We start from the raw sequence: 21,164 nt of genomic DNA, 5'->3' as shown, positions 1-21,164 counted from the left end.
TCGCCCGTGGAGCCGCGAGCCGCGGGCGGAGGGGGCCCCTCACCCCCGAGGGAAACCCCTGCCGGTCTCCCTCACCCCCGAGGGGACCATCCGGGACCCTCACCCCCGAGGGAATCCCCATCCCCATCACGTCGAAGGGACGACGGACGACGATGTTCCATCCCAGACGCACCCTGAAGGCCCTGCTGCTTCCGCTCGCCGCGGGGCTCGCCCTCACCTCCCTGCCCGCGCAGACCGCCCAGGCGGCCTCCACGCTCACCAACGGCGGCTTCGAGTCCAACGGCACCGGCACCGCGACGCCGACCGGCTGGTCCACGTACTCCGCGGCCGGCCAGAACTCCGCCTCCTTCACCGAGGCCGGCGGCCACAGCGGCAGCTACCGCCTCAGCCACTGGTCGTCGTCGGCGTACAAGGTGGAGACGTACCAGTACCTGTCGGGGCTGACCAACGGCAACTACAAGCTGACCGCCTGGGTCCGCTCCGGCGGCGGCCAGAAGGCGGCCTATATAGCCCTGAAGAACTGCGGCGGTGCCGAGCAGCGCACCGACCTGCCGGTCTCCTCCAGCGGCTGGATCCACATCGTCGTCCCGGTGGCGGTGACGAACAACCAGTGCACGATCAGCATCAACAGCGACGCGAACGCGGGCAACTGGATCAATGTCGACGACCTGACCTTCACGTCCGGCACCACCGGCCTGTCGATCAAGGGCGCCGACATCTCCTCCCTCCCCAAGAGCGAGGCCAAGGGCGGCGTCTACAGGACCGGTTCCGGCACCACCGGTGACGCGGTCACCATCCTGAAGAACGCCGGCATGAACTACGCGCGCCTGAAGGTCTGGGTCAACCCGGCCGACGGCTACAACAACAAGACGCGCGTGCTCGCCATGGCCAAGCGCGTCAAGGCCGCGGGCCAGAAGCTCCTGGTGGACTTCCACTACTCGGACACCTGGGCCGACCCGGGCGCCCAGAGCAAGCCGGCCGCCTGGGCGGGCCACTCCTACACCCAGCTCAGGACGGACGTGTACAACCACACGTACGACGTGCTGAACGCGCTGAAGGCCCAGGGCACCACCGCCGACATGGTCCAGGTGGGCAACGAGATCAACGGCGGCATGCTGTGGAACGAGGGTTCCACCTCCAACTGGTCGCAGCTCGCCGGTCTGCTCAACTCCGGCTACGACGCGGTCAAGGCGGTCAACGCGTCCACCACCGTCGCGCTGCACCTCGCCAAGGGCGGCGACCTGTCCGGCACCCGCTGGTGGTTCGACAGCGCGGTCTCCAACGGCGTGAAGTTCGACGCGATCGGCCTGTCGTACTACGGCTACTGGCACGGCACGCTGGCGGAGTTCCAGACCACCCTGGACGACGCCGCCTCCCGCTACGGCAAGCCGGTCTTCGTGGCCGAGACGGCCTACCCGTTCCGGCTGGACAGCGAGGACTCGCACGAGAACATCATCAACACCACCGGCGAACTGGTCTCCGGCTACCCGGCGACCGCGGCCGGCCAGCTCGCCTGGATGAACGCCGTGGCCAACATCGTGGAGGCCGTCCCCAACGGCCGCGGTCTCGGCGTCTTCTACTGGGAGGCGACCTGGACCGCCGTCACCGGCAACGGCTGGGACCCCACCGACGCCTCCTCCGGCAACGGCTGGGAGAACCAGGCCCTGTTCGGCTACGACGACAGGGCGCTGTCCTCGACGGCGTGGTTCAGCCACCGCTGACCGCGGGGGCACGGCTCAGCCACCGCTGACCCCGTGACCTGCTCACCCAGGGGCCCGGCCGCCTCCCCGCGGCCGGGCCCCTGCCCGTGTTCCCGCGCTGTGCCCAACACCCCGACAGGGCAGGGATGTTGGGTCCCGGCCAAGGGTGAGGGAGTCCGGGACGCGGCGGCCTCGACTGCGGAAGAGTGGGAAGACGCGGTACGAGGGGTGCTCCGACGGAAGGGACGGAGGGGACGACGATGCTGAGGGCTCCTGTGAGTGAACGGCGACTGGACATCCTGGAGTGGCTGAAGGAGCCGGCCCGGCACTTCCCGCCACAGCGGTACGGCGACCTCGTCCGGGACGGCGTCACCGCGGACGCCGTCGCGGCGAAGCTGGGCGTGCGCCGCGGCGTGGCGGACACCCACCTCTGCCTGCTCGCCGACCTCGGCCTGCTGCGCACCAGGCGGATCCGCCGCCGCACCTACTACCGGCGCGACGAGATGCGCATCGCCGAGGTGGCCCGGATGTTCGAGAAGGGCTGGTAGAAGCGGCTGGCAGCAGGGCCACCGGGGAACAGAGGGGCGCTTTCCGCCCATCCGCGACGAACAACCACGGACGCGCCACGCGGCGGACCTGCCGGTCTGAGACGGTGGCTGCCTCCGACAGGAAGGGCAGCACTCCATGGACCGTCGCACGGCTCTCGTCCCCCTCCGGTACGTCACCCTCCCCGGCCACGGGCCCGAAGACGTCGTCGCCGACCCACGGGGCCGGGTCCTGACCGGATTGGCGGACGGGCGGATCCTGCGCATCGACGGCCTGGACGACCCGCCGACGGCCCGGGTCGAGCGGATCGGCGAGATCGGCGGCCGCCCGCTGGGCCTCGAACTCCTCCCGGACGGCGATCTGCTGGTGTGCGACGCCGACGGGGCGCTGCTGCGGATGGACCCCGACACCGGCCGGGTGCGCGTCCTGGCCGAGTCGGCGGCGGGGGAGCGGCTGCGGTTCTGCAGCAACGCCGTCGCCCTGGCCGACGGGACCGTCTACTTCACCGTCTCCAGCCGGGTCCACCCCTTACGGGACTGGATCGGCGACCTCGTCGAACACACCGGCACCGGACGCCTGCTGCGCCTCGCGCCCGGCGACCGGGAACCCGAAGTCGTCCTGGAGGGGCTCCAGTTCGCCAACGGCCTCGCCCCGAGCGGCGACGGCTCCTTCCTGATCGTCGCCGAGACCGGCGCCCGCCGCCTCACCCGCTGCCGGCTCACCGGCCCGAGGGCGGGGCAGGCCGAGCCGTTCGTCGAGAACCTGCCGGGCTTCCCGGACAACCTGTGGCGCGGCGCCCCCGACGGCCCGGTCTGGGTCGCACTCGCCGGCCCCCGCGTCCCCCCGCTCGACCTGCTCCACCGCGCCGGCCCCGCCGTCCGCCGCCGCGCCGCCCGTCTCGCCCTGCACGCCCCCTTCCGCCCCTCGGGCACGACCGGGGTCCTCGCGGTGGACGACGAGGGCCGCGTCGTCCACCGCCTCTCCCGCCGCCACTCCGGGTTCCGCATGGTCACCAGCGTCTGCGAGGCCCGCGGCCGGCTGGTCCTGGGCAGCCTGTGGGAGCGGGGTATCGCGGTCTGCGAGGCACCCGGGGGCCACATGATCCGGCGTTACGCTGGAGACCGGCCGTGATCCACCCCGTGGGCGGGGCGGCGGGCGCCAGGCAGGAGAGACGTACGACATGACAGCCCAGGAGGCCGAGAGCCTCCGCAGCAGTGCCCCGCGGCGGCCCGCCGGGACGGGGCAGCTCCCGGTGGTCACCGTGGTCGCGGTCGGCGGCGGCCTCGGCGCCGCCGCCCGCTACGCGGCCTCGCTGTGGTGGCCCACGCCGGCCGGCGGTTTCCCCTGGACGACGCTCTGGGTCAACGTCGTCGGCTGCGCGCTGATCGGCGTGTTCCTGGTACTGATCACCGAGGCGCTGAGCGTCCACCGCCTCGTCCGCCCCTTCTTCGGCACCGGCGTCCTCGGCGGCTTCACCACCTTCTCGACGTACGCGGTCGACCTGCGGGGACTGTTCGACGCGGGCCGGCCGGGCACGGCCCTGGCCTATCTGACGGCGACCCTGTTCGCGGCGCTCGCCGCGGTCTGGCTCGCGGCCACCGGGACCCGCCTCGCCCTGCGCGGGAGGCGGCGATGACGGGTGCCACCGGCCGCGCCCTGCGCCTGACCGTCCTGGTCGGCGAGGACGACACCTGGAACCACAAACCCGTGTACACGGAGATCGTGCACCGTGCCCATGCGGCGGGCCTCGCGGGCGCGAGCGTCTTCCGCGGCATCGAGGGCTTCGGCGCCTCCTCGCTGATCCACACCTCCCGGTTGCTGTCCCTCAGCGAGGACCTCCCCATGGCGGTCGTCGTGGTCGACACCGAGGAGCGCGTCCGGGCCTTCCTGCCGCAGCTCGACGAGCTCCTCACGGAAGGGCGAGGGCTCGTGACCCTCGACGAGTGCGAGGCCGTCATCCCCCGCTCCTGGCCGCGCCCGGCCGGAGGCACCCCCGTCGCCGACCGCGACGGCGAAGCGGGCGAAACGGACACGAAGGGTAAGAGATCGTTGTGAACTGGCTGGTGGTCGTCGTCGGCGGAATGATCGGCGCCCCGCTCCGCTATCTGACCGACCGCGCGATGCAGGCGCGCCACGAGTCGGTCTTCCCCTGGGGCACCTTCGTGGTCAACGTCGTCGGCTGCCTCGTCCTCGGCGTGCTGACCGGTGCCGCTCCCGTCGGCCCCGACCTGCGGTTGTTCCTGGGTACCGGGCTGTGCGGGGCCCTGACGACGTACTCCACCTTCTCGTACGAGACCCTGCGGCTCATGGAGACCGGCGCCGGGCTGTACGCCATGGCCAACGCCCTGGGGAGCGTGGCGGCCGGGCTCGGGGCGGCCTTCGCGGGGGTCGCGCTCGGCCAGCTCGTGTGGCCGTAGACGCACCGGATCCGTACCCGGGCCTGGTAGGACTGTGCCCCGCACCGTCGACCCGCCCGCAGAACTGGATCCCATGAGCGCCATCTCCGTCGGCCAAGCCGTCGTCCTCGGAGCCGTCGAGGGAGTGACCGAGTTCCTCCCCGTCTCCTCCACCGGCCACCTGAAGATCACCGAGGGCCTGATGGGCATCCCGGTCGACGACGACGCGGTCGTGGGGTTCTCCGCCGTCATCCAGGTCGGGGCGATCGCCGCCGTCCTGGTGTACTTCCGCAAGGACATCGCGCGGATCGTCTCCGCCTGGTTCCGCGGCCTGGCGGACAAGGACGAGCGCCACCACCACGACTACCGGTTCGCCTGGTGGGTGATCTGCGCGACGATCCCGATCGTCGCCGTCGGCCTGGCCGCCAAGCCGCTCATCGAGGGGCCGCTCGCCTCCCTCTGGGTGGTCGCCGGCTCACTGCTCGCCGGCAGCGGCGTGATGTGGGCGGCCGACCAGATGGGCCGGCACAAGCGGGGCGAGGACGACACCTCGTTCAACGACGCCATGCTGGTCGGCGGCTCCCAGATCCTCGCGCTGCTCTTCCCCGGCTTCTCCCGCTCCGGCGCCACCATGTCCACCGCGCTCATGCTCGACCTCGACCGCGTCGCCGCCACCCGCCTCTCCTTCTTCCTCGGCATCCCGGCCCTGACCGGCGCCGGCCTCTACGAGCTGAAGGACGCCCTCGGCACCGGCGTGGGCGCGGCGCCGCTGGCCGTCGGCACGGCCGTGTCCTTCGTGGTCGCCTACGCCTCCATCGCCTGGCTGCTGAAGTTCGTCGCCAAGCACTCCTTCAACGCGTTCGTGATCTACCGGATCGTCGTCGGCCTGCTGCTGTTCGGGCTGCTGGGGACGGGTGTGCTGAGCGGGTGAGCCGTGCCCCGGGCGTGAAGTCCGCGTTTTTTCAGGACCCGCGCCCGGTGAATGTTTCCTTTCACTCGCCTTGACATCGGCCGTGCGTCACCCGGATCATCTCTCCCGTGAACCTGTCAGACAGCCAGACAGGTGGTCGGCCGCCCCGTCGCGTCAGCGCGATGGAAGCGGTTCTCGGCCACCTCCGTGGCGCCATCGAGCGCGGCCAGTACGCCATCGGCGACAAGCTCCCCTCCGAGGCGGAGCTCTGCCGCACCCTCGAGGTCTCCCGGCCCGTCCTGCGAGAAGCACTGCGCGCCCTGCAGACGATGGGTCTGACGGTCTCCCGGACCGGCAAGGGCACCTTCGTGGTCGCGAACACCGTCGAGGACCCCACCTTCGGCGACTACGCGGCCAGCGACCTGCTGGAAGTGCGCCGCCACGTCGAGATCCCGGTCGCCGGGTACGCGGCCCTGCGCCGCACCCCGGAGAACCTCGACCACCTGGCCCACCTGCTGGACCGGATGGAACGGGAGACGGACACCACGGCGTGGGTCGCAATGGACACCCTCTTCCACCTGGCCGTCGCCGAGGCCGCCCAGAACCCGGTCTTCCGCCGGGTCATCGAGGAGATCCGTGACGCACTGGCGCGTCAGTCGGCCTTCCTCAACGAGCTGGGCGGGCGCCGCGAGCAGTCCAACCGCGAGCACCGGGCCATCGTCGAGGCGCTGATCGACGGTTCCGAGCACGACGCGGTGGAGGCCATGAGCCATCACCTCGACCGCGTCGAGACGACCCTCACCGACATCGTGCGGACCCCCGGCACGAGCACTCCCCTGGAAGGCGGACCCGAGGCGTGAGCGAACAGCACCTCAAAGACGAGACGCGCCCCTCGACCCGTCACGTCGACGCCGGAGACGCGGGCTACAGCAAGTCCCTGAAGTCCCGGCACGTCAACATGATCGCCATCGGCGGCGCCATCGGCACCGGCCTCTTCCTCGGCGCCGGCGGCCGACTCGCCGACGCCGGCCCCTCCCTCTTCATCGCCTACGCGGTCTGCGGAGTCTTCGCCTTCCTCGTGGTGCGCGCCCTCGGCGAACTCGTCCTGTACCGCCCGTCCTCCGGCGCCTTCGTGTCGTACGCCCGCGAGTTCCTCGGCGAGAAGGGCGCGTACACCGCGGGCTGGATGTACTTCCTGAACTGGGCCACCACCGGCATCGCCGACATCACCGCGGTGGCCACCTACACCCACTACTGGGGCATGTTCTCCGACATACCCCAGTGGGTGATCGCGCTCATCGCCCTGGCCGTGGTCCTCACCGTGAACCTCATCTCGGTGAAGATCTTCGGCGAACTGGAGTTCTGGTTCGCCATCGTCAAGGTCGGCGCGCTCGTGGTCTTCATGTGCATCGGCATCTTCCTGCTGGTCACCCAGCACCCGGTCGACGGCACCACCCCCGGCCCGTCCATGATCACCGACCACGGCGGCGTCTTCCCCAACGGCCTGCTGCCCATGCTGCTGATCATCCAGGGCGTCGTCTTCGCCTACGCCTCCGTCGAGCTGGTCGGCGTCGCCGCAGGGGAGACCGAGAACCCCGAGAAGATCATGCCGAAGGCGATCAACTCGATCATGTGGCGGGTCGGCCTGTTCTACGTCGGCTCGGTCGTCCTGCTCTCGATGCTGCTGCCGTGGAACGCGTACACGGCCGGCGAGAGCCCCTTCGTGACGGTCCTGTCCAACATCGGGGTCCCCGCGGCCGGCGGCGTGATGAACCTGGTCGTCCTCACCGCGGCGATGTCGTCCCTCAACTCGGGCCTGTACTCCACCGGCCGCATCCTGCGCTCCATGGCAGTCAACGGCTCCGCCCCCGCCTTCACCGCGAAGATGAGCCGCAGCCAGGTCCCCTACGGCGGCATCCTGCTCACCAGCGGCATGTGCGTCCTCGGTGTCGGCCTCAACTTCGTCGTCCCGGCGGACGCCTTCGAGATCGTCCTGAACTTCGCGGCGATCGGCATCCTCGCCACCTGGGGCATGATCATGATCTGTCACCTCCTCTTCTGGCAGAGGACCCAGAAGGGCGAGCTGACCCGGCCCGGCTACCGACTGCCGGGCTCCCCCTGGACCGAACTCGTGACGCTGGCCTTCCTCGCCTCCGTCCTGGTCCTCATGTACGCCGACGGCGGCGCCGGACGCACCACCGTGCTGTGCCTGCCGCTGATCGTCGCCGCGCTCGTCGCGGGCTGGTACGCCATCCGCGGCCGCCTCCCGCGCACCTCGTCCAGGGCCGACGCGTGAACCCGCCGCAGGCCCCCGCCCACTCACCAGTGATCCAGGCAGTGATGTACAGCAGTTCCCTCGCCGACGCCCCCGCGATCCGCGAACCCCTCCACGCCCCCGTCGCCCACCTCGTCCGCGGCGGGGTGACCGAAGGCATCCACTACGGCTCCGTCGTCGTCCTCGGCACGGACGGCGAGGTCGACTTCCAGCTCGGCGACGTCGAGGTCGCCTTCTACCCCCGCTCGGCGCTCAAGCCCGTCCAGGCCGTCGCCATGGTGCGGGCCGGGCTCCCGCTCGACGGCGAACTGCTCTCGCTCGCCGCCGCCAGCCACTCCGGCGAGGAACGCCACCTCGCCGGCGCCCGGCGGATCCTCGAGCTGGCCGGTGTCACCGAGGACGACCTGCGCAACGTCACGGACATGCCGTACGACCCGGTCGTCCGCGACACGTGGGTCCGGGCGGGCCGGCTGCCCTCCCGCCTCGCCCAGAACTGCTCGGGCAAGCACGCGGCCATGCTGTACACCTGCCGGCTCAACGGCTGGCCCCTCGACGGCTACCTCGACCCCGAGCACCCGCTCCAGCAGGCGATCGCCGAGATCGTCGAGGACCTCACCGGCCAGCGCATCGCGCGGGTCACCGTCGACGGGTGCGGCGCCCCTCTCTTCTCCGTGTCCCTGAACGGCCTGGCCCGGGCCGCCGCCCGCATCACCACCGCCGCGCCCGGCACCCCCGAGGCGCGGGTGGCGGACGCGATGCGCCGGCACGCCGAGATGGCCTCCGGCTCCGGCCGGGACGTGGCCGCGCTGATGCGGGCCGTGCCCGGACTGCTCGCCAAGGACGGCTTCGAGGGCGTCGAGGTCGCCGCGCTGCCCGACGGCCGCGCGGTCGCCGTGAAGATAGCCGACGGCGCCAACCGGGCCCGCGTCCCGGTCACCGCGGCCGCGCTCGCCCGCGCCGGTGTCGACCCCGCCCTGCTCACCGAGTTCGCGGGCGAGCCCCTGCTCGGCGGCGGCGAACCGGTCGGCTGCGTCCGCCCGGTACGGGCACTGGACCCGGTCACCCTGCCGGCCTGCGCGTGATGCCTGCCGGCGGCCGGCACGGTCGTACGGCGCCTGTCGGTCGTGCGCCGGCCCGCGCCGGACGGCTCCGGCCGGTCAGCGCCGGCGCGGTGCGGCCCGGGGGGCCGCCGTCAGGGCCGAACCGGCCGCCGGTGCCGGGGAGCGGTGCGGGCCGCACGGCCCGTACGGCCGTCACCCGACCGGGGTGTGCGGCGGTCACCGCCTGCCGTCCGGCCCGGCCGCACGTCGACCTGTGGTCGGCTCGGCCGGCCGGCTCGGCGGCAGAGGCCGCACAGCCGCTCCGGCCGGCTGCGGCGGGCGGCGCGGACGGCGGTGGACGGCGTGCCGGTTTCGCGGCGGGGCGGGGCTTGGTGCTCGGCCGGGTCGGTGGGTTTCCGCCGGGGTGCCGTTCGGCCGGGTCGTGTTCCCCGGGGGACCGGCCTGCCGGTTCGTCGCCGCGGTACCCGCCGACGGGCGCCCACCCGGCTCGGCCGGTCGCCGTCGTTCGCCGTCCCCGTGCCGGACGACCACCCGTCCCGGCCGGGTCCGCCGGCCGCTCAGCCCCTGTCACGCGCCACCGACGCCCGCCCGGCTCGTGTGGCACCACCCCCGAACCGCCGCCCCGGTCACCCGCCGGTCCGGCTCCGGGGACCGGCCCGGGCGGGCGTCACCCCGTACCGCCCGGGCCGGCCCCCACCCCCGCAGACGTCGCCCGCTCCTCCCACCCTCACCCTCAGAAAGAGGCCGCACCCTCATGACCGCCGCCGCCACCCGCAGCGAACACGACCTGCTCGGAGACCGGGACGTCCCCGCCGACGCGTACTGGGGTGTCCACACCCTGCGCGCCACCGAGAACTTCCCCATCACCGGCACCCCGATCTCCGCCTACCCGCACCTGATCGACGCCCTCGCCGCCGTCAAGGAGGCCGCCGCCCTCGCCAACGAGGAGCTCGGTCTGCTGGCGCCCGAGAAGGCCGCCGCCATCGTCGCCGCCTGCCGCGAGATCCGCGCCGGCCAGCTGCACGACCAGTTCGTGGTGGACGTCGTCCAGGGCGGCGCCGGGACCTCGACCAACATGAACGCCAACGAGGTCGTCGCCAACCGGGCCCTGGAGCTGCTCGGCCACGACAAGGGGCAGTACCGGTACCTGCACCCGAACGAGGACGTCAACCTCGGGCAGTCGACGAACGACGTCTACCCCACGGCCGTCAAGGTCGCGACGGTCTTCGCGGTACGAGGTCTGCTGAAGGCCATGGCGGTCCTCCAGGACGCCTTCGCCCGCAAGGCCGTCGAGTTCCGTGACGTCCTGAAGATGGGGCGCACCCAGCTCCAGGACGCGGTGCCGATGACGCTCGGCCAGGAGTTCTCCGCCTACGCCGTCATGCTCGACGAGGACCGCAGCCGGCTCGCCGAGGCCGTCGAGCTGATCCACGAGATCAACCTGGGGGCGACGGCGATCGGCACCGGCCTCAACGCCCCCGCCGGGTACGCCGAGTCCGCCCGCCGTCACCTCGCCGAGATCACCGGCCTGCCGCTGGTCACCGCCGCCAACCTGGTCGAAGCCACCCAGGACTGCGGTGCGTTCGTCCAGATGTCCGGCGTCCTCAAGCGGATCGCCGTCAAGCTCTCGAAGAGCTGCAACGACCTGCGCCTGCTGTCCTCCGGACCGCGCGCCGGCCTCGGCGAGATCAACCTCCCGCCGGTGCAGGCCGGTTCGTCCATCATGCCCGGCAAGGTCAACCCGGTGATCCCCGAGGTCGTCAACCAGGTCGCCTTCGAGGTGATCGGCAACGACGTGACCATCACCATGGCCGCCGAGGCCGGACAGCTCCAGCTCAACGCCTTCGAGCCGATCATCCTGCACTCCCTCTCGGAGTCCATCACCCACCTGCGCGCGGCCTGCCTGACCCTCGCCGAGCGCTGCGTGTCCGGCATCACCGCCAACACCGAGGTGCTGCGCGCGACGGTCGAGAACTCCATCGGCCTGGTCACCGCCCTCAACCCGCACATCGGGTACACGGCGGCCACCGACATCGCCAAGGAGGCCCTGGTCACCGGTCGCGGCGTGGCCGAACTCGTCCTGGAGAAAGGCCTGTTGCCCGCCGAGCGACTCGCCGACCTGCTGCGTCCCGAGGTCGTCGCGGGCAACGGCTCACCCCTGGTGTGACCGGCGCCTGATCCAATCCTGACCTGCGGCGACGCTCCAGGACCGACCCGAAGGGGCACAATGGTGATCATGACAACGACGTCGTCCCTCACCTTCCAGCCGGTCCTGGAGCGCATCGCCGAGGAGATGGAGCGCACCCCCGGCCGCGGCCGGCCCGCCGACTACATCCCGGCGCTGGCCGCCCGCGATCCCCGCGCCTTCGGCATGGCCGTCGCGGAGCTGGACGGCACGGTGTACGGCGTGGGGGACTGGCGCGAGCCGTTCTCCACGCAGTCCATCACCAAGGTCTTCACCCTCGCCCTGGACCTGGCCCGCGAGGGCGACGCGCTCTGGGAGCACGTGGGCCGCGAGCCCTCGGGCAACCCCTTCAACTCCCTGGTCCAGCTGGAGTACGAGAACGGCATCCCGCGCAACCCCTTCATCAACGCGGGCGCCCTGGTCGTCACCGACCGCCTGCACACCCGCAGCGGGGACGCGGCCGGTGAGCTGCTGGCCTTCCTGCGCGCCGAGAGCGGCAACCCGGACCTCGACTTCGACCGGCAGGTCGCCGCCTCCGAGTCCGCGCACGGCGACCGCAACGCCGCGCTCGCCCACTTCATGGCGTCCTACGGCAACATCGACAACCCGGTGCCGGTCCTGCTCGACCAGTACTTCCGCCAGTGCTCGATCACCGCCTCCTGCGCCGACCTCGCCCTGGCCACCACCTTCCTCGCCCGGCACGGCGTCCGCGCCGACGGCACCCGCCTGCTCACCCGCAGCCAGGCCAAGCAGGTCAACGCCGTCATGCTGACCTGCGGCACCTACGACGCGGCCGGCGACTTCGCCTACCGGGTCGGCCTGCCCGGCAAGAGCGGCGTCGGCGGAGGCATCATCGCGGTCGTCCCCGGCCGCTGCACCCTGTGCGTGTGGAGCCCGGGCCTGGACGAACGCGGCAACTCGGTGGCCGGCGTGGTGGCGCTGGACCGGTTCACGACCATGACGGGACTGTCGGTGTTCTGATCGGATAATCCGGTTGAGCGCCTGCCGGGTCACCGGCGAAGATCCTCGGCATGTTCTCGCGCAGGCTCCGCCGCCCCAAGTCCCCCGAACTGCTCACGGCCTGGGAGCGCCTGGACGCGGGCGACGTCCCCGGAGCGCTGCGCCGGTTGCGGCAGGCCTCCGAGCCCCAGCCCCTTGCGGAGGTCGCCCTGGTGGTCGCACGGGCCGCCGAGGCCGCCGGGTTCGACGACCTCCACCAGGCCGCCACCGCTCTGTCCGCCCAGCCCGACACGGCACAGACGCTGTACGCCTACGGGTACGCGTGCGTGGAGCGCGGCGTGTCCCACCTCGCGATTCCCGCGCTGCGCGAGGCCCTGCGCCGGGCACCGGACTCCCCGGCGGCCCTGCGTGAACTGGTCTCGGCGTACGAGGACGAGGGCCGGCACCGTGAGGCCGCCGACCTGCTGGCCGCGCGCGAGGGCGGGTTCGCCGAGTGGCCCGACCGCTACCTGCTGGTCTTCAACGCCGTCCTGGCCGGCGACCTGGACCTGGCCCGCCGTCACCACGCGCTGCTGCCGGCCCCGCAGGACGCCATGTGGCTGCCCGCCCGGGACCGCCAGAACCGCGTCCTGGAACGCGCGGCGGTCGTCGAGGCGGTGAGCGCGCTGGACCGCGCGGACCTGCGCGGCTGGCAGTACGTCATGGGCGGCACCGTACTGGGCACGCTCTCCCCGTACGGCTTCGGCGCGGGCATGGCCGGACGGTTCGCCTACCTCCAGGACACCCACGACACCTGCCTTCAGGGCCTGCTGCGGCTGAGGGCGGTGCTCGACGCGGCTGGGACGCGCCCGCGTTCGGTCTCCCTGCTGCCCGACCGCGGCAGCCGCATCCTGGGCCTGGCCGCCGCGGAGGTCCTCGGACTCCCGCCGGAGCCCTTCGACGCGGCACGCGAGGACACCGTCGTCATCGCCTACGACCTGAACGAGACGGCCGCGGGCGACCAGGGAGCGGAGACACTCGGCCGGCTGTTCGGCAGGGTCCCGGGGCAGGTGCTCCACGAGCACGCGAGCTGCTGGACCGACCCGCCCGCCGTCACCCCCGACAGCGTCACGCTGCTCCACCAGTCGGTGGTGGCGCCCTGGGGCGAGGTGCTGCGGCAGAGCGCCGACGGCGGGGTGGAGCGGGGCGAGCCCGACGAGCGGCCCGAGGCGGAGATCGCCGCGGAGATCGTGGCCGCCGACCCGACGCCGGACCGGGGCGACGGCGAGACGCCCGCGGACCCCGTCGAACGGCTCACGGACTTCGTCACGGCCGTCCGCGGCACCTGGCTGCGCGGCGACCGGGCCCGGGTGAAGTCGTCCGGGCCCGTGTCCAGTCCGCGCTTCCGCTGACGGCCGGGACGCACACACGGCGGTCAGGCGCAGGCCCCCGCCCGGAGGGCCGAGCGTCGCTTTCCGGCCACCCGGCGTTGACACGCTGACGGAGTGTTGGCCGTGGCTTTCCCCGTCGATCTCCGTCGCTGTCAGGTGCTGGGCCTGGCCGGCACCGCCTGTCTCGCCCTCGGCGGCGAGACGGCCGGCGCGCTGCCCGTCCGCGAACTGCTCGCCCCGTCCTCGCCGCAGGCCGTGCTCGGCCTGGTCGGCGTGTACTTCGGGCTCGTCCTGCTGACCGCGGCCTGGGTGCTGCTCGGCCGCCTGGTGCGCGGCGGCGACCCGCCCACCCCGCGCGCCCTGGTGCTGGTCCTCGCCGTCTGGGCGGCGCCGCTGCTGATCGCGCCGCCGCTGTTCAGCCGGGACGTCTACAGCTATCTGGCCCAGGGCGCCATGGTCGACGCCCGCATGGACGTCTACGCACACGGCCCGGCGCGGCTCGGCGGTCCGCTCGCCGAGGAGGTCGCCCCGCTGTGGCAGCACACCGGCGCCCCCTACGGCCCGGTGTTCCTCGCCGTCGCCGCCGCCCTGTCCGCCCTGACCCGCGGGGAACTCCCCGCCGGCCTGATCGGGATGCGCTGCGTCGCGCTGTGCGGGGTGGCGCTGATGGCCGCCGCCCTGCCCCGGCTGGCCCGGCACAGCGGCGCCGACCCGGCCGCCGCGCTGTGGCTGGGCGCCCTCAACCCGCTGGTCCTGCTGCACCTGGTGGCCGGCGCCCACAACGACGCGGTCATGCTGGGTCTGCTCGGCGCCGGCCTGGTCGCCGCCCTCGGCCGCCGCCCGGTCCCCGCCGCCGTCCTCGTCACCCTCGCCGCCCTGGTCAAGGCGCCCGCCGTGCTCGGCCTCGCCGCCGTGCTGGTCCTCCACCCGCGTGCGGGACGGCACCCGGTCCGCGCCGTCCTGACCACGGCGGCCGCCTGCGCCGCCACCACGGTCACCGCGACCGCCGTCGCGGGCACCGGCTACGGCTGGATCGGCGCCCTCGACACCCCGGTCTCGGCCCAGAACTGGGCCCTCACCAGCCTGCTCGGCCGGGCCACCCGCGCCCTGCTGGAGACCCTCGGCAGCGACCTGGCCCCGCTCGCCGTGCCCGCCTGGCACGCCCTGGGTCTGGGCGTCACGGCCGTCGCCCTGGCCGTCATCTGGTGGCGGCTGCGCCCGCGCCCCGTGTACGCGCTCGGCCTGAGCCTCGCGGCGGTCGCCGCGTTCGGCCCGGCCATCCGCCCCTGGTACGCCCTGTGGGGCATGTTCCTCATCGCCGCCGCGGCCCCCAGCACCTCCGTACGGCACCGTACGGCGGCCGTCGCCGGCGTGCTCGCCCTCGCCGTCCTGCCCGACGGCGGCCCGGCCGACACCGGCCGCCTGGTCCTCGCGGTCTCCGGGGGCGCGCTCGCGGTGGTCGTCCTGTGGCAGGCCCACCTCGCGGCCCAGGCCCCGACGGCCCTGGGACGCGCGGCATGAGACCACCCCTGACCCCGGCCACCGACCGCGGCCGTCTCCTGCTGGTCCTCGCCCTCGCCGCCGCCGTGACCGTCTTCACCGCGACGGTCCCCCTCCTGCGCGACTGGTTCGACCTGCGCGTCTACTACGGCACCGTCAACTCCTGGGCGCACGACGGCGGCCGTGTCTACGACTACCGGGTGCCGGGCACGCCGTACGGCTTCACCTATCCGCCGTTCGCGGCCGTCGCCATGCTGCCGATGGCGCTGGTCGGGCTGCACACCGCGATCACGGCGGCCCTGCTGCTCAACCTGACGGCCCTCGCCGTCGTCGCCCGCGTCCTGGCCGGCCGGGCCCGGCGCCGCCACGGCTGGTACGGCACCGCCCTCGCCGCCTGCGCCCTCGCGCTGTTCGAACCCGTGCGGGACACCTTCAGCTTCGGCCAGGTGAACCTCCTGCTGCTGGCCCTGGTGCTGACCGACTGCCTGCTGCTGTCCACCGGACGGACCCGCTGGGCCGGGATCGGCATCGGGCTCGCGGCGGCGACCAAGCTCACGCCGGCGCTCTTCATCGGCCTGCTGCTGATCGCCCACCGCCGGCGCACGGCCGCCGTCGCCACCGGCGTCGCCGTCGGGGCCACGGCGCTCGCGGCCCTCGCCGCCCCGGACGCCTCCCGCTTCTACTGGACCCGGGCCCTGTGGGACACGAGCCGGGTGGGCCGCCTCGACTACGTCTCCAACCAGTCGCTCCAGGGGGTCCTGGCCCGGCTGGGCGTGGAGAGCCGGCTTGTGTGGGCGGTGCTGGTCGTGCTGGTGCTGTGCGGGTGGGCCTGGCGGTCGCGGCGGGCGGTGGCCGCGGGGGACTGGCGGGCGGCCTTCGCGCTCACCGGCCTGACCGCCTGTCTGGTCAGCCCCATCACCTGGGTGCACCACCTGGTATGGCTGCTGCCCTCCTTCGCCGTGCTGATCCGCGCCGGGCACCCGCGCCTGGCGGGCGCCCTGTACGCGGTGCTGTGCACGAGCGTGGTGTGGCTGTGGTCCGACGACACGTCCGGCGTGGACGGCTTCGTGGGCGGCAACCTCTACACGTGGATCACGCTCGGTCTGCTGGTGCGGCTGCCGGTGGGTCACCGCCCGAAGGGGCGGCGCCCCAGCAGCCACAGCACGAGCGCCACGAAGGCGCCGCCCAGCACGGCGGCGCCCGTGATCACGGCCGCCTCGGACCAGCCGGGCCGCCCGTCCCCGACCGCGCCCGCGGCGGCGACCGGCCCGGCGGCGACCACCGGCATCGCATCGGAATCCGCCCGGGATCGCGCCGTCCGCAGCTCGTCCAGCGAACCCACCGGATCGACGCGCCCGGCGGCCTCGAACCCCCAGTCGAGCAGCTCGCGCGCCTCCTCGTAGACGGCGAACCTGCCCCCCGCCCGAGGGTTCATCACCGTCACGACGAGGGTGCGCCCGCCCCGGCGGGCGGCGGCGACGAGCGTGTGGCCGGCCTCGCTGGTGTAGCCGTTCTTGACGCCGATCAGCCCCCGATACGGCTCGACACCGTCCTCGCCGGTCAGCAGCCGGTTGGTGTTGACGATCGGGTACGCGCCGTCGCTCCCGGGAAACCACGCCTCCTCCGTCGCGCAGTACCGCGCGAAGTCGGCATGGCGCAGCCCGGCCCGCCCGAACACGGCCAGGTCGTACGCCGACGACACCTGGCCCGGCGCGTCGTAGCCGTCCGGGGACATCACGCGTGTGTCGAGGGCGCCCAGCGACCGCGCCTTGGCCTGCATCCGGGCGGCGGTGGTGCGCCAGCCGCCGTTGAGGGCGGCCAGGACGTGCACGGCGTCGTTGCCGGAACTGAGGAACACCCCGTGCCACAGGTCGGAGACCCGGTACGTCCCTCCCTCGGCGACTCCGACGAGACTGCTGCCGGCACCGATGCCGGACAGCTCCTCCTCGGCCACCCGGTGCCGGACGCCCCCGGGCAGGACCGGCAGCACCGTGAGGGCGAACAGCGTCTTGAGGGTGCTGGCGGGCGGCAGCTTGCGGTGCGCGTTCGACGCGGCGAGCACCTCCCCGGTGCGGACGTCGGCCACCAGCCACGACCGTGCGGAGACGTCCGGGACCTCGGGTGCTCCGGAGCGGGGTCTGACCTGTGTACCGGAGCGGTGGAGCAGCCCGGGCCGGGGCGCCGTGGCCCGTGGGCCGCCGGGCGCTCCGGGGTCGGCTGCGGCGGGGGCGGCGGCCGCGGCGGGGCCGAGGGCGGCCAGGACGCCTGCCACACAGAAGGCGCAGGCCGGCACAGCGACCCGGGAAGAGAATCCGATTGTCATATGATCAACGTAGAAACGAACCGGGTCTTCCTCGTGCTTGTCCGTGCCGAACACCCCGGGCGTGCACCCGGATGCCGCACGCCGCGTGCTCGTGGGGCCGCAGGTCCGGGTGACCTCCGGCGGCGGTGAGCTACGCGGCCGGCAGCGTCGGCTGGATGCGGCGCAGGAACGTCGCGTTGTCCGGTGTCGCCCGCATCCGCTCCAGCAGCGTCTCCAGGTTCGACTGGCCGTCCCGCGTGTGCAGCGCACGGCGCAGTCCGCGTACGGCCGCCAACTCGCCGGGGTTGAGGAGCAGTTCCTCACGGCGGGTGCCGGAGGCGTTGACGTCGACGGCGGGGAAGACACAGCGGGAGGCCGGTTCCCGGTCGAGGCGGAGCTCCATGTTGCCGGTGCCCTTCAGCTCCTCGAAGAAGTAGTCGTCGGCCCGGGAGCCGGTTTCGACCAGGGCGGTGGCGAGGACGGTGAGCGAACCGCCCTCCTCGGCGGCCCGCGCGGCGCCGAAGAACCGCTTCGGGCCGATCAGCGCGGTGGCGTCGACGCCACCGCTGAGAGTGCGGCCGCCGGCGGCGGCCGCGTTGTTGTGCGCCCGGCACAGCCGGGTCAGCGAGTCGAGCAGGATCACGACGTCCTCGCCCGCCTCGACGAGCCGCTTGGCCCGCTCGACGATCAGTTCGGCGAGGGCGATGTGCTGCTTGGGTGTCCGGTCGAAGGTCGAGGCGTACACCTCGCCGCGCACGGAGCGCCGCATGTCGGTGACCTCCTCCGGGCGTTCGTCGAGCAGCACCACCATCAGCCGGGCCTCGGGGTGGTTGCCGGCGACGGCGGCGGCGATCTGCTGGAGCAGGACGGTCTTGCCCGTCTTGGGCGGGGCGACGAGCAGCCCGCGCTGTCCCTTGCCCACGGGTGCGAGCAGGTCGGTGACCCGTCCGGCGAGACCGGCCGCCGGATGTTCGAGGCGGAGCCGCTCGTGGGGGTGCAGGGGGGTGAGGTCACGGAAGTGACGGCGGCCGGGCAGATCCTCCGGTGTCCGGCCGTTGACGCGCGCCACGTCGGTGAGCGCGCGCCGCCCCTCGCCGGTTCCCTCGACGAAGTCGCCCTTGCGCAGGCCGAGTCGGCGGATCAGCGCGGGCGGGACGGGGAGGTCGGCGGGGGAGGGCAGGCAGTGCTCGGCCCGCAGGTGCCCCTTCCCGTTGCCGTCGATGTCGAGGACACCGGTGACGAGCTGGGCCGGGGGCTGCTGCCGGACAGGGGGGTGTTCGACAGTGGTGGTCATGGTGGTCGGTCCTTTCGAGGACGGAAGGCTTGAGACATGCGGAAGGGAAGGGGGGAGAAGCCGCGACGGGAGGGGCGGGAACGCACGCCTCCGACGGCGGGGAGCATCACCTCGGGTACAGCGGAGAAGTCCTGCTCACGAGGGGTGCGGGAGAGCCGACGCACCGGCCGTGACCGGCGGGCGGGTCAGCGAACTGAAGGAGAACCGGCATCGGCGCCGACAACGGGGCGTCACAGATGCCGACATCACCGTAGCACTCGGTGTACGGCCTTGGCCATGGGATGCGGGACTCCTGCCGGGGGAACGCGGCGCCGGCCCGGTTCATTCCCGGCACGAGACGGAGCCGCCGCCGCCTCAGGGAACGCGGTGATCTGCGGCCGCGTCCCTCCTCGGTGCGCTCGTCACTCCGCTGCCGGTGTGCGGGAACGCGGCGCGGAGACCGGTGGGGGCGGACGAGCCGGACGTACGGGCCGCGTCCGCGTGACACGGGTCGCGACGGAGGAGGCCGGAACCCGCCCCGGCCTCCTCCTGTCTCGCGCCAGATGTCCCCAGACCATAACGATCCCTGACCACAAGGGACTTGACCGCCATTGCTGCCTTATCTTCACATCATGTCCACGCCGCCGAAGCCTCCGCAGCAGCCCGAGCAGCAGCCGTCCGAGGCGCCCGCCCAGCCGAGCGCGTACCCGTATCCGCATCCGCAGTCGCCGGGCCCCGGTGAGACGGCGGGCTTCCCTCCGCCGGCGCCCGCGTCCCAGCCGGGACAGCATGCCTTCTACGCCCAGCCCACCCTGGCGGGCCAGCCGGGGCTGCCCCAGCCGGCCAATCCGTACCTCCACCAGGCTCCGTACGGCCCCGCGGCCGTCCCCCCGGCCGGCGGCGGGGCCGGCGGGGCCGCACGGGCGGTCCTGTGGGCGGTCGTCGGCGCGGTGGTGGCGTCCGCCGCCTGGGCGGCCGGTGTCTTCCTGACCGGCGGCGCGGAAGCCGACGCGGACCTGCGCGGCTACACGGCACCGGCGAACCTCTGCAGCAGCGCGGACTACTCGTCGTTCCAGACGGAGTACCCGGAGAAGGACGGTTCCCCGAGCCACAACGAGCTGGAGGACTCCGCCCTCGACGAGAGCCACTGCAGCCTCAGCCTGAAGAAGTCGGGTTCGACCTACTCGGACGCCTACCTCTCCATCGAGGTCGGCCTGCACAAGAAGACGGACCCCGGGCCGGAGTTCACCGCCCGGTGGAAGAACTACGGTCAGAGCCGCTCGGATTATGACGTGGACACCGTCACGGGCATCGGCGACGAGGCCTACCTCGTCAGCGAGGACACCACCGACACCTCCGACAGCGGCTCCATGGACGCCACGCTCGCCGTACGGGACGGCTGGGTGACGTACACGATGAACTACAGCGTCTACCTCTCCTCGTACGACGAGGACGACGACCCGCCGCAGCTCGACGAGGTGACCGACTGGCTGAAGACGGACACCAAGGCCACCCTGGAGGAGCTCAGGAACTGATCCGGCGCCCAGCGCGCCCGCATGACCGGGGTTGCCGTCCCCGTGGCTAGACTCGTCGGGATGTCAGGACCAGCCACAGGAAGCGCCGTCCGTGGGTAGGGCCCGCACACTCGCTCAGGTGTACCGGCACTTCGGTGAGGTCGACGCCGCCGCGACATCGCCGCTGTACGCACGCGTCGCCGTCGCCCTGAGCGAGTCCGACGAGGCGCTGCGCGCCATCGAGGCGGCGCCGGCGCGCAAGCGGCACCCCACCGTGATCCTCGCCGCGCTGCACGACCTCGCCCTCGCCGGACGCGCCCCGGCGCTTGCCGCGGCCTATGCCGCCGCGGACGGCGAAGCCGCCGCCGGCGCGGCGATCGACACGCTGCTGCGCATGACCGACCCGGTCGTGGCCCTCGCCGTGCGCCGCACGACACGAACCCACGAGACCGGACGCTGCGCCGTGCTGTATCCGGCCATCGCCGAGGCGGCGCGCCGGGTGGGCGCGCATGCGGTGGGGCTGATCGACGTGGGCCGTTCGGCCGGGCTCAATCTCCATGTCGATCGCGTCGGCATCACGTACGGCAACGGGCAAAAGCTGGGCGACCCGTCATCTCCCGTGCAGATGTCGTCGTCGATCGTGGGAGACCGGCCCGTCCCGACGCGGGCGATGCCCGAGGTCGTCGCCCGGGTCGGCGTCGACCCCGATCCGGTCGACGTGACCGACGCCGATGACGCCCGGTGGCTGCGCGCCTGCCTGTGGCCGGACCAGCCGGAGCGGATCGCGAGGCTCGAAGCGGAGATGGCGTTGGCGGCGGCGGCCCCTCCGCTGCTGCTGCGAGGCGACGCCGTCGAGGTGCTGCCCGACGCCTTCGCCCGGGTGCCCGCGGACGCCCTGCCCGTCGTCACCACGACGTGGGCGCTGTCGCACCTCCCGCTCGAGAGCCGCCTGCGCTTCCTGCACCGCCTCGACGAAGCGGCGGCCGGCCGGGCGGTGGCGTGGGTGTCGGCGGAGGGGGTCGGAGTCGCGCCGACGATACCGACACTCGGCGATCGCCGCGCCTCGGGCCACAGCATCATCGGTCTGGCGGTGTTCGACCGGACGGCTCTGCGCGCCGAGGCCATCGGCCGCTGCTGGTCGCGGGGCCGCATGCTGGCGTGGCTGGCGGACT

18 protein-coding genes and 1 pseudogene are annotated in these 21,164 nt (G+C 73.2%); 17 read left to right on the top strand and 2 right to left on the bottom strand.

Annotation, left to right across the window (positions count from 1 at the left end; all coding sequences use genetic code 11):
• The first annotated feature begins 152 nt into the window (after positions 1 to 152).
• From ACF1A1_RS32055 to ACF1A1_RS31985, 15 genes are all read left to right on the top strand, one after another.
• Complete coding sequence (locus ACF1A1_RS32055; RefSeq protein WP_392004505.1) at positions 153 to 1,721, top strand: arabinogalactan endo-beta-1,4-galactanase; 1,569 nt, start codon at positions 153 to 155, stop codon at positions 1,719 to 1,721.
• A 239-nt stretch (positions 1,722 to 1,960) separates the two neighbouring features.
• Positions 1,961 to 2,248: an ArsR family transcriptional regulator gene (locus ACF1A1_RS32050; protein WP_392004504.1), complete on the top strand. Its 288-nt coding sequence runs from the start codon at positions 1,961 to 1,963 to the stop codon at positions 2,246 to 2,248.
• A 136-nt stretch (positions 2,249 to 2,384) separates the two neighbouring features.
• Positions 2,385 to 3,377 (top strand): SMP-30/gluconolactonase/LRE family protein, encoded by a 993-nt coding sequence (locus tag ACF1A1_RS32045; RefSeq protein ID WP_392004503.1) that lies wholly within the window; start codon positions 2,385 to 2,387, stop codon positions 3,375 to 3,377.
• A gap of 49 nt (positions 3,378 to 3,426) precedes the next feature.
• Positions 3,427 to 3,882, top strand: a complete 456-nt coding sequence (locus ACF1A1_RS32040; RefSeq protein WP_392004502.1) for a fluoride efflux transporter FluC — start codon at positions 3,427 to 3,429, stop codon at positions 3,880 to 3,882.
• A complete protein-coding gene (locus ACF1A1_RS32035) occupies positions 3,879 to 4,301 on the top strand; it encodes a DUF190 domain-containing protein (RefSeq protein ID WP_392004501.1) in 423 nt (140 codons plus the stop codon). The genes ACF1A1_RS32040 and ACF1A1_RS32035 overlap by 4 nt, the downstream gene beginning before the upstream one ends.
• Entirely contained in the window at positions 4,298 to 4,663 is a 366-nt protein-coding gene (crcB, locus tag ACF1A1_RS32030; RefSeq protein WP_392004500.1) for a fluoride efflux transporter CrcB, read from the top strand. Before ACF1A1_RS32035 ends, crcB begins: the two co-directional genes overlap by 4 nt.
• Positions 4,664 to 4,736: 73 nt before the next feature.
• Positions 4,737 to 5,573 (top strand): undecaprenyl-diphosphate phosphatase, encoded by an 837-nt coding sequence (locus tag ACF1A1_RS32025; protein ID WP_392004499.1) that lies wholly within the window; start codon positions 4,737 to 4,739, stop codon positions 5,571 to 5,573.
• Between the two features lie 161 nt (positions 5,574 to 5,734).
• Entirely contained in the window at positions 5,735 to 6,412 is a 678-nt protein-coding gene (locus ACF1A1_RS32020; RefSeq protein ID WP_392004498.1) for a FadR/GntR family transcriptional regulator, read from the top strand.
• Positions 6,409 to 7,848 carry an amino acid permease gene (locus tag ACF1A1_RS32015; RefSeq protein ID WP_392004497.1) on the top strand — a complete coding sequence of 480 codons (1,440 nt, stop codon included), beginning with the start codon at positions 6,409 to 6,411 and terminating at the stop codon, positions 7,846 to 7,848. Before ACF1A1_RS32020 ends, ACF1A1_RS32015 begins: the two co-directional genes overlap by 4 nt.
• Positions 7,849 to 7,892: 44 nt before the next feature.
• A complete protein-coding gene (locus tag ACF1A1_RS32010; RefSeq protein WP_392004496.1) occupies positions 7,893 to 8,909 on the top strand; it encodes an asparaginase in 1,017 nt (338 codons plus the stop codon).
• Positions 8,910 to 9,642: 733 nt separating this feature from the next.
• Complete coding sequence (gene aspA / locus ACF1A1_RS32005) at positions 9,643 to 11,055, top strand: aspartate ammonia-lyase (protein WP_392004495.1); 1,413 nt, start codon at positions 9,643 to 9,645, stop codon at positions 11,053 to 11,055.
• A 60-nt stretch (positions 11,056 to 11,115) separates the two neighbouring features.
• Complete coding sequence (locus tag ACF1A1_RS32000; protein ID WP_392004494.1) at positions 11,116 to 12,054, top strand: glutaminase; 939 nt, start codon at positions 11,116 to 11,118, stop codon at positions 12,052 to 12,054.
• A 50-nt stretch (positions 12,055 to 12,104) separates the two neighbouring features.
• Positions 12,105 to 13,424 carry a hypothetical protein gene (locus ACF1A1_RS31995; RefSeq protein WP_392004493.1) on the top strand — a complete coding sequence of 440 codons (1,320 nt, stop codon included), beginning with the start codon at positions 12,105 to 12,107 and terminating at the stop codon, positions 13,422 to 13,424.
• A 102-nt stretch (positions 13,425 to 13,526) separates the two neighbouring features.
• Positions 13,527 to 14,924 (top strand): polyprenol phosphomannose-dependent alpha 1,6 mannosyltransferase MptB, encoded by a 1,398-nt coding sequence (mptB, locus tag ACF1A1_RS31990; RefSeq protein ID WP_392004492.1) that lies wholly within the window; start codon positions 13,527 to 13,529, stop codon positions 14,922 to 14,924.
• On the top strand, positions 14,921 to 16,306 hold the full coding sequence (locus tag ACF1A1_RS31985; protein WP_392004491.1) for a glycosyltransferase family 87 protein: 1,386 nt from the start codon (positions 14,921 to 14,923) through the stop codon (positions 16,304 to 16,306). Before mptB ends, ACF1A1_RS31985 begins: the two co-directional genes overlap by 4 nt.
• A gap of 83 nt (positions 16,307 to 16,389) precedes the next feature.
• Here the strand turns inward: ACF1A1_RS31985 and ACF1A1_RS31980 are convergent.
• Positions 16,390 to 17,226, bottom strand: a pseudogene (locus tag ACF1A1_RS31980) (D-alanyl-D-alanine carboxypeptidase family protein); the annotation flags it as partial.
• A 130-nt stretch (positions 17,227 to 17,356) separates the two neighbouring features.
• Complete coding sequence (gene rho, locus ACF1A1_RS31975) at positions 17,357 to 18,499, bottom strand: transcription termination factor Rho (RefSeq protein WP_392004490.1); 1,143 nt, start codon at positions 18,497 to 18,499, stop codon at positions 17,357 to 17,359.
• Positions 18,500 to 19,110: 611 nt separating this feature from the next.
• Here rho and ACF1A1_RS31970 point away from each other — a divergent pair.
• Complete coding sequence (locus tag ACF1A1_RS31970) at positions 19,111 to 20,013, top strand: hypothetical protein (RefSeq protein ID WP_392004489.1); 903 nt, start codon at positions 19,111 to 19,113, stop codon at positions 20,011 to 20,013.
• A gap of 118 nt (positions 20,014 to 20,131) precedes the next feature.
• The coding region (locus tag ACF1A1_RS31965) for a DUF2332 domain-containing protein (RefSeq protein WP_392004488.1) at positions 20,132 to 21,164 on the top strand (1,033 nt) is incomplete at its 3' end.

The sequence above is a fragment of the Streptomyces sp. NPDC014995 genome, from assembly GCF_043080745.1.
Lineage (GTDB): Bacteria > Actinomycetota > Actinomycetes > Streptomycetales > Streptomycetaceae > Streptomyces.
Note: the sequence above shows the minus strand (reverse complement) of the source record. Positions and strands in the feature narration are given on the sequence as shown.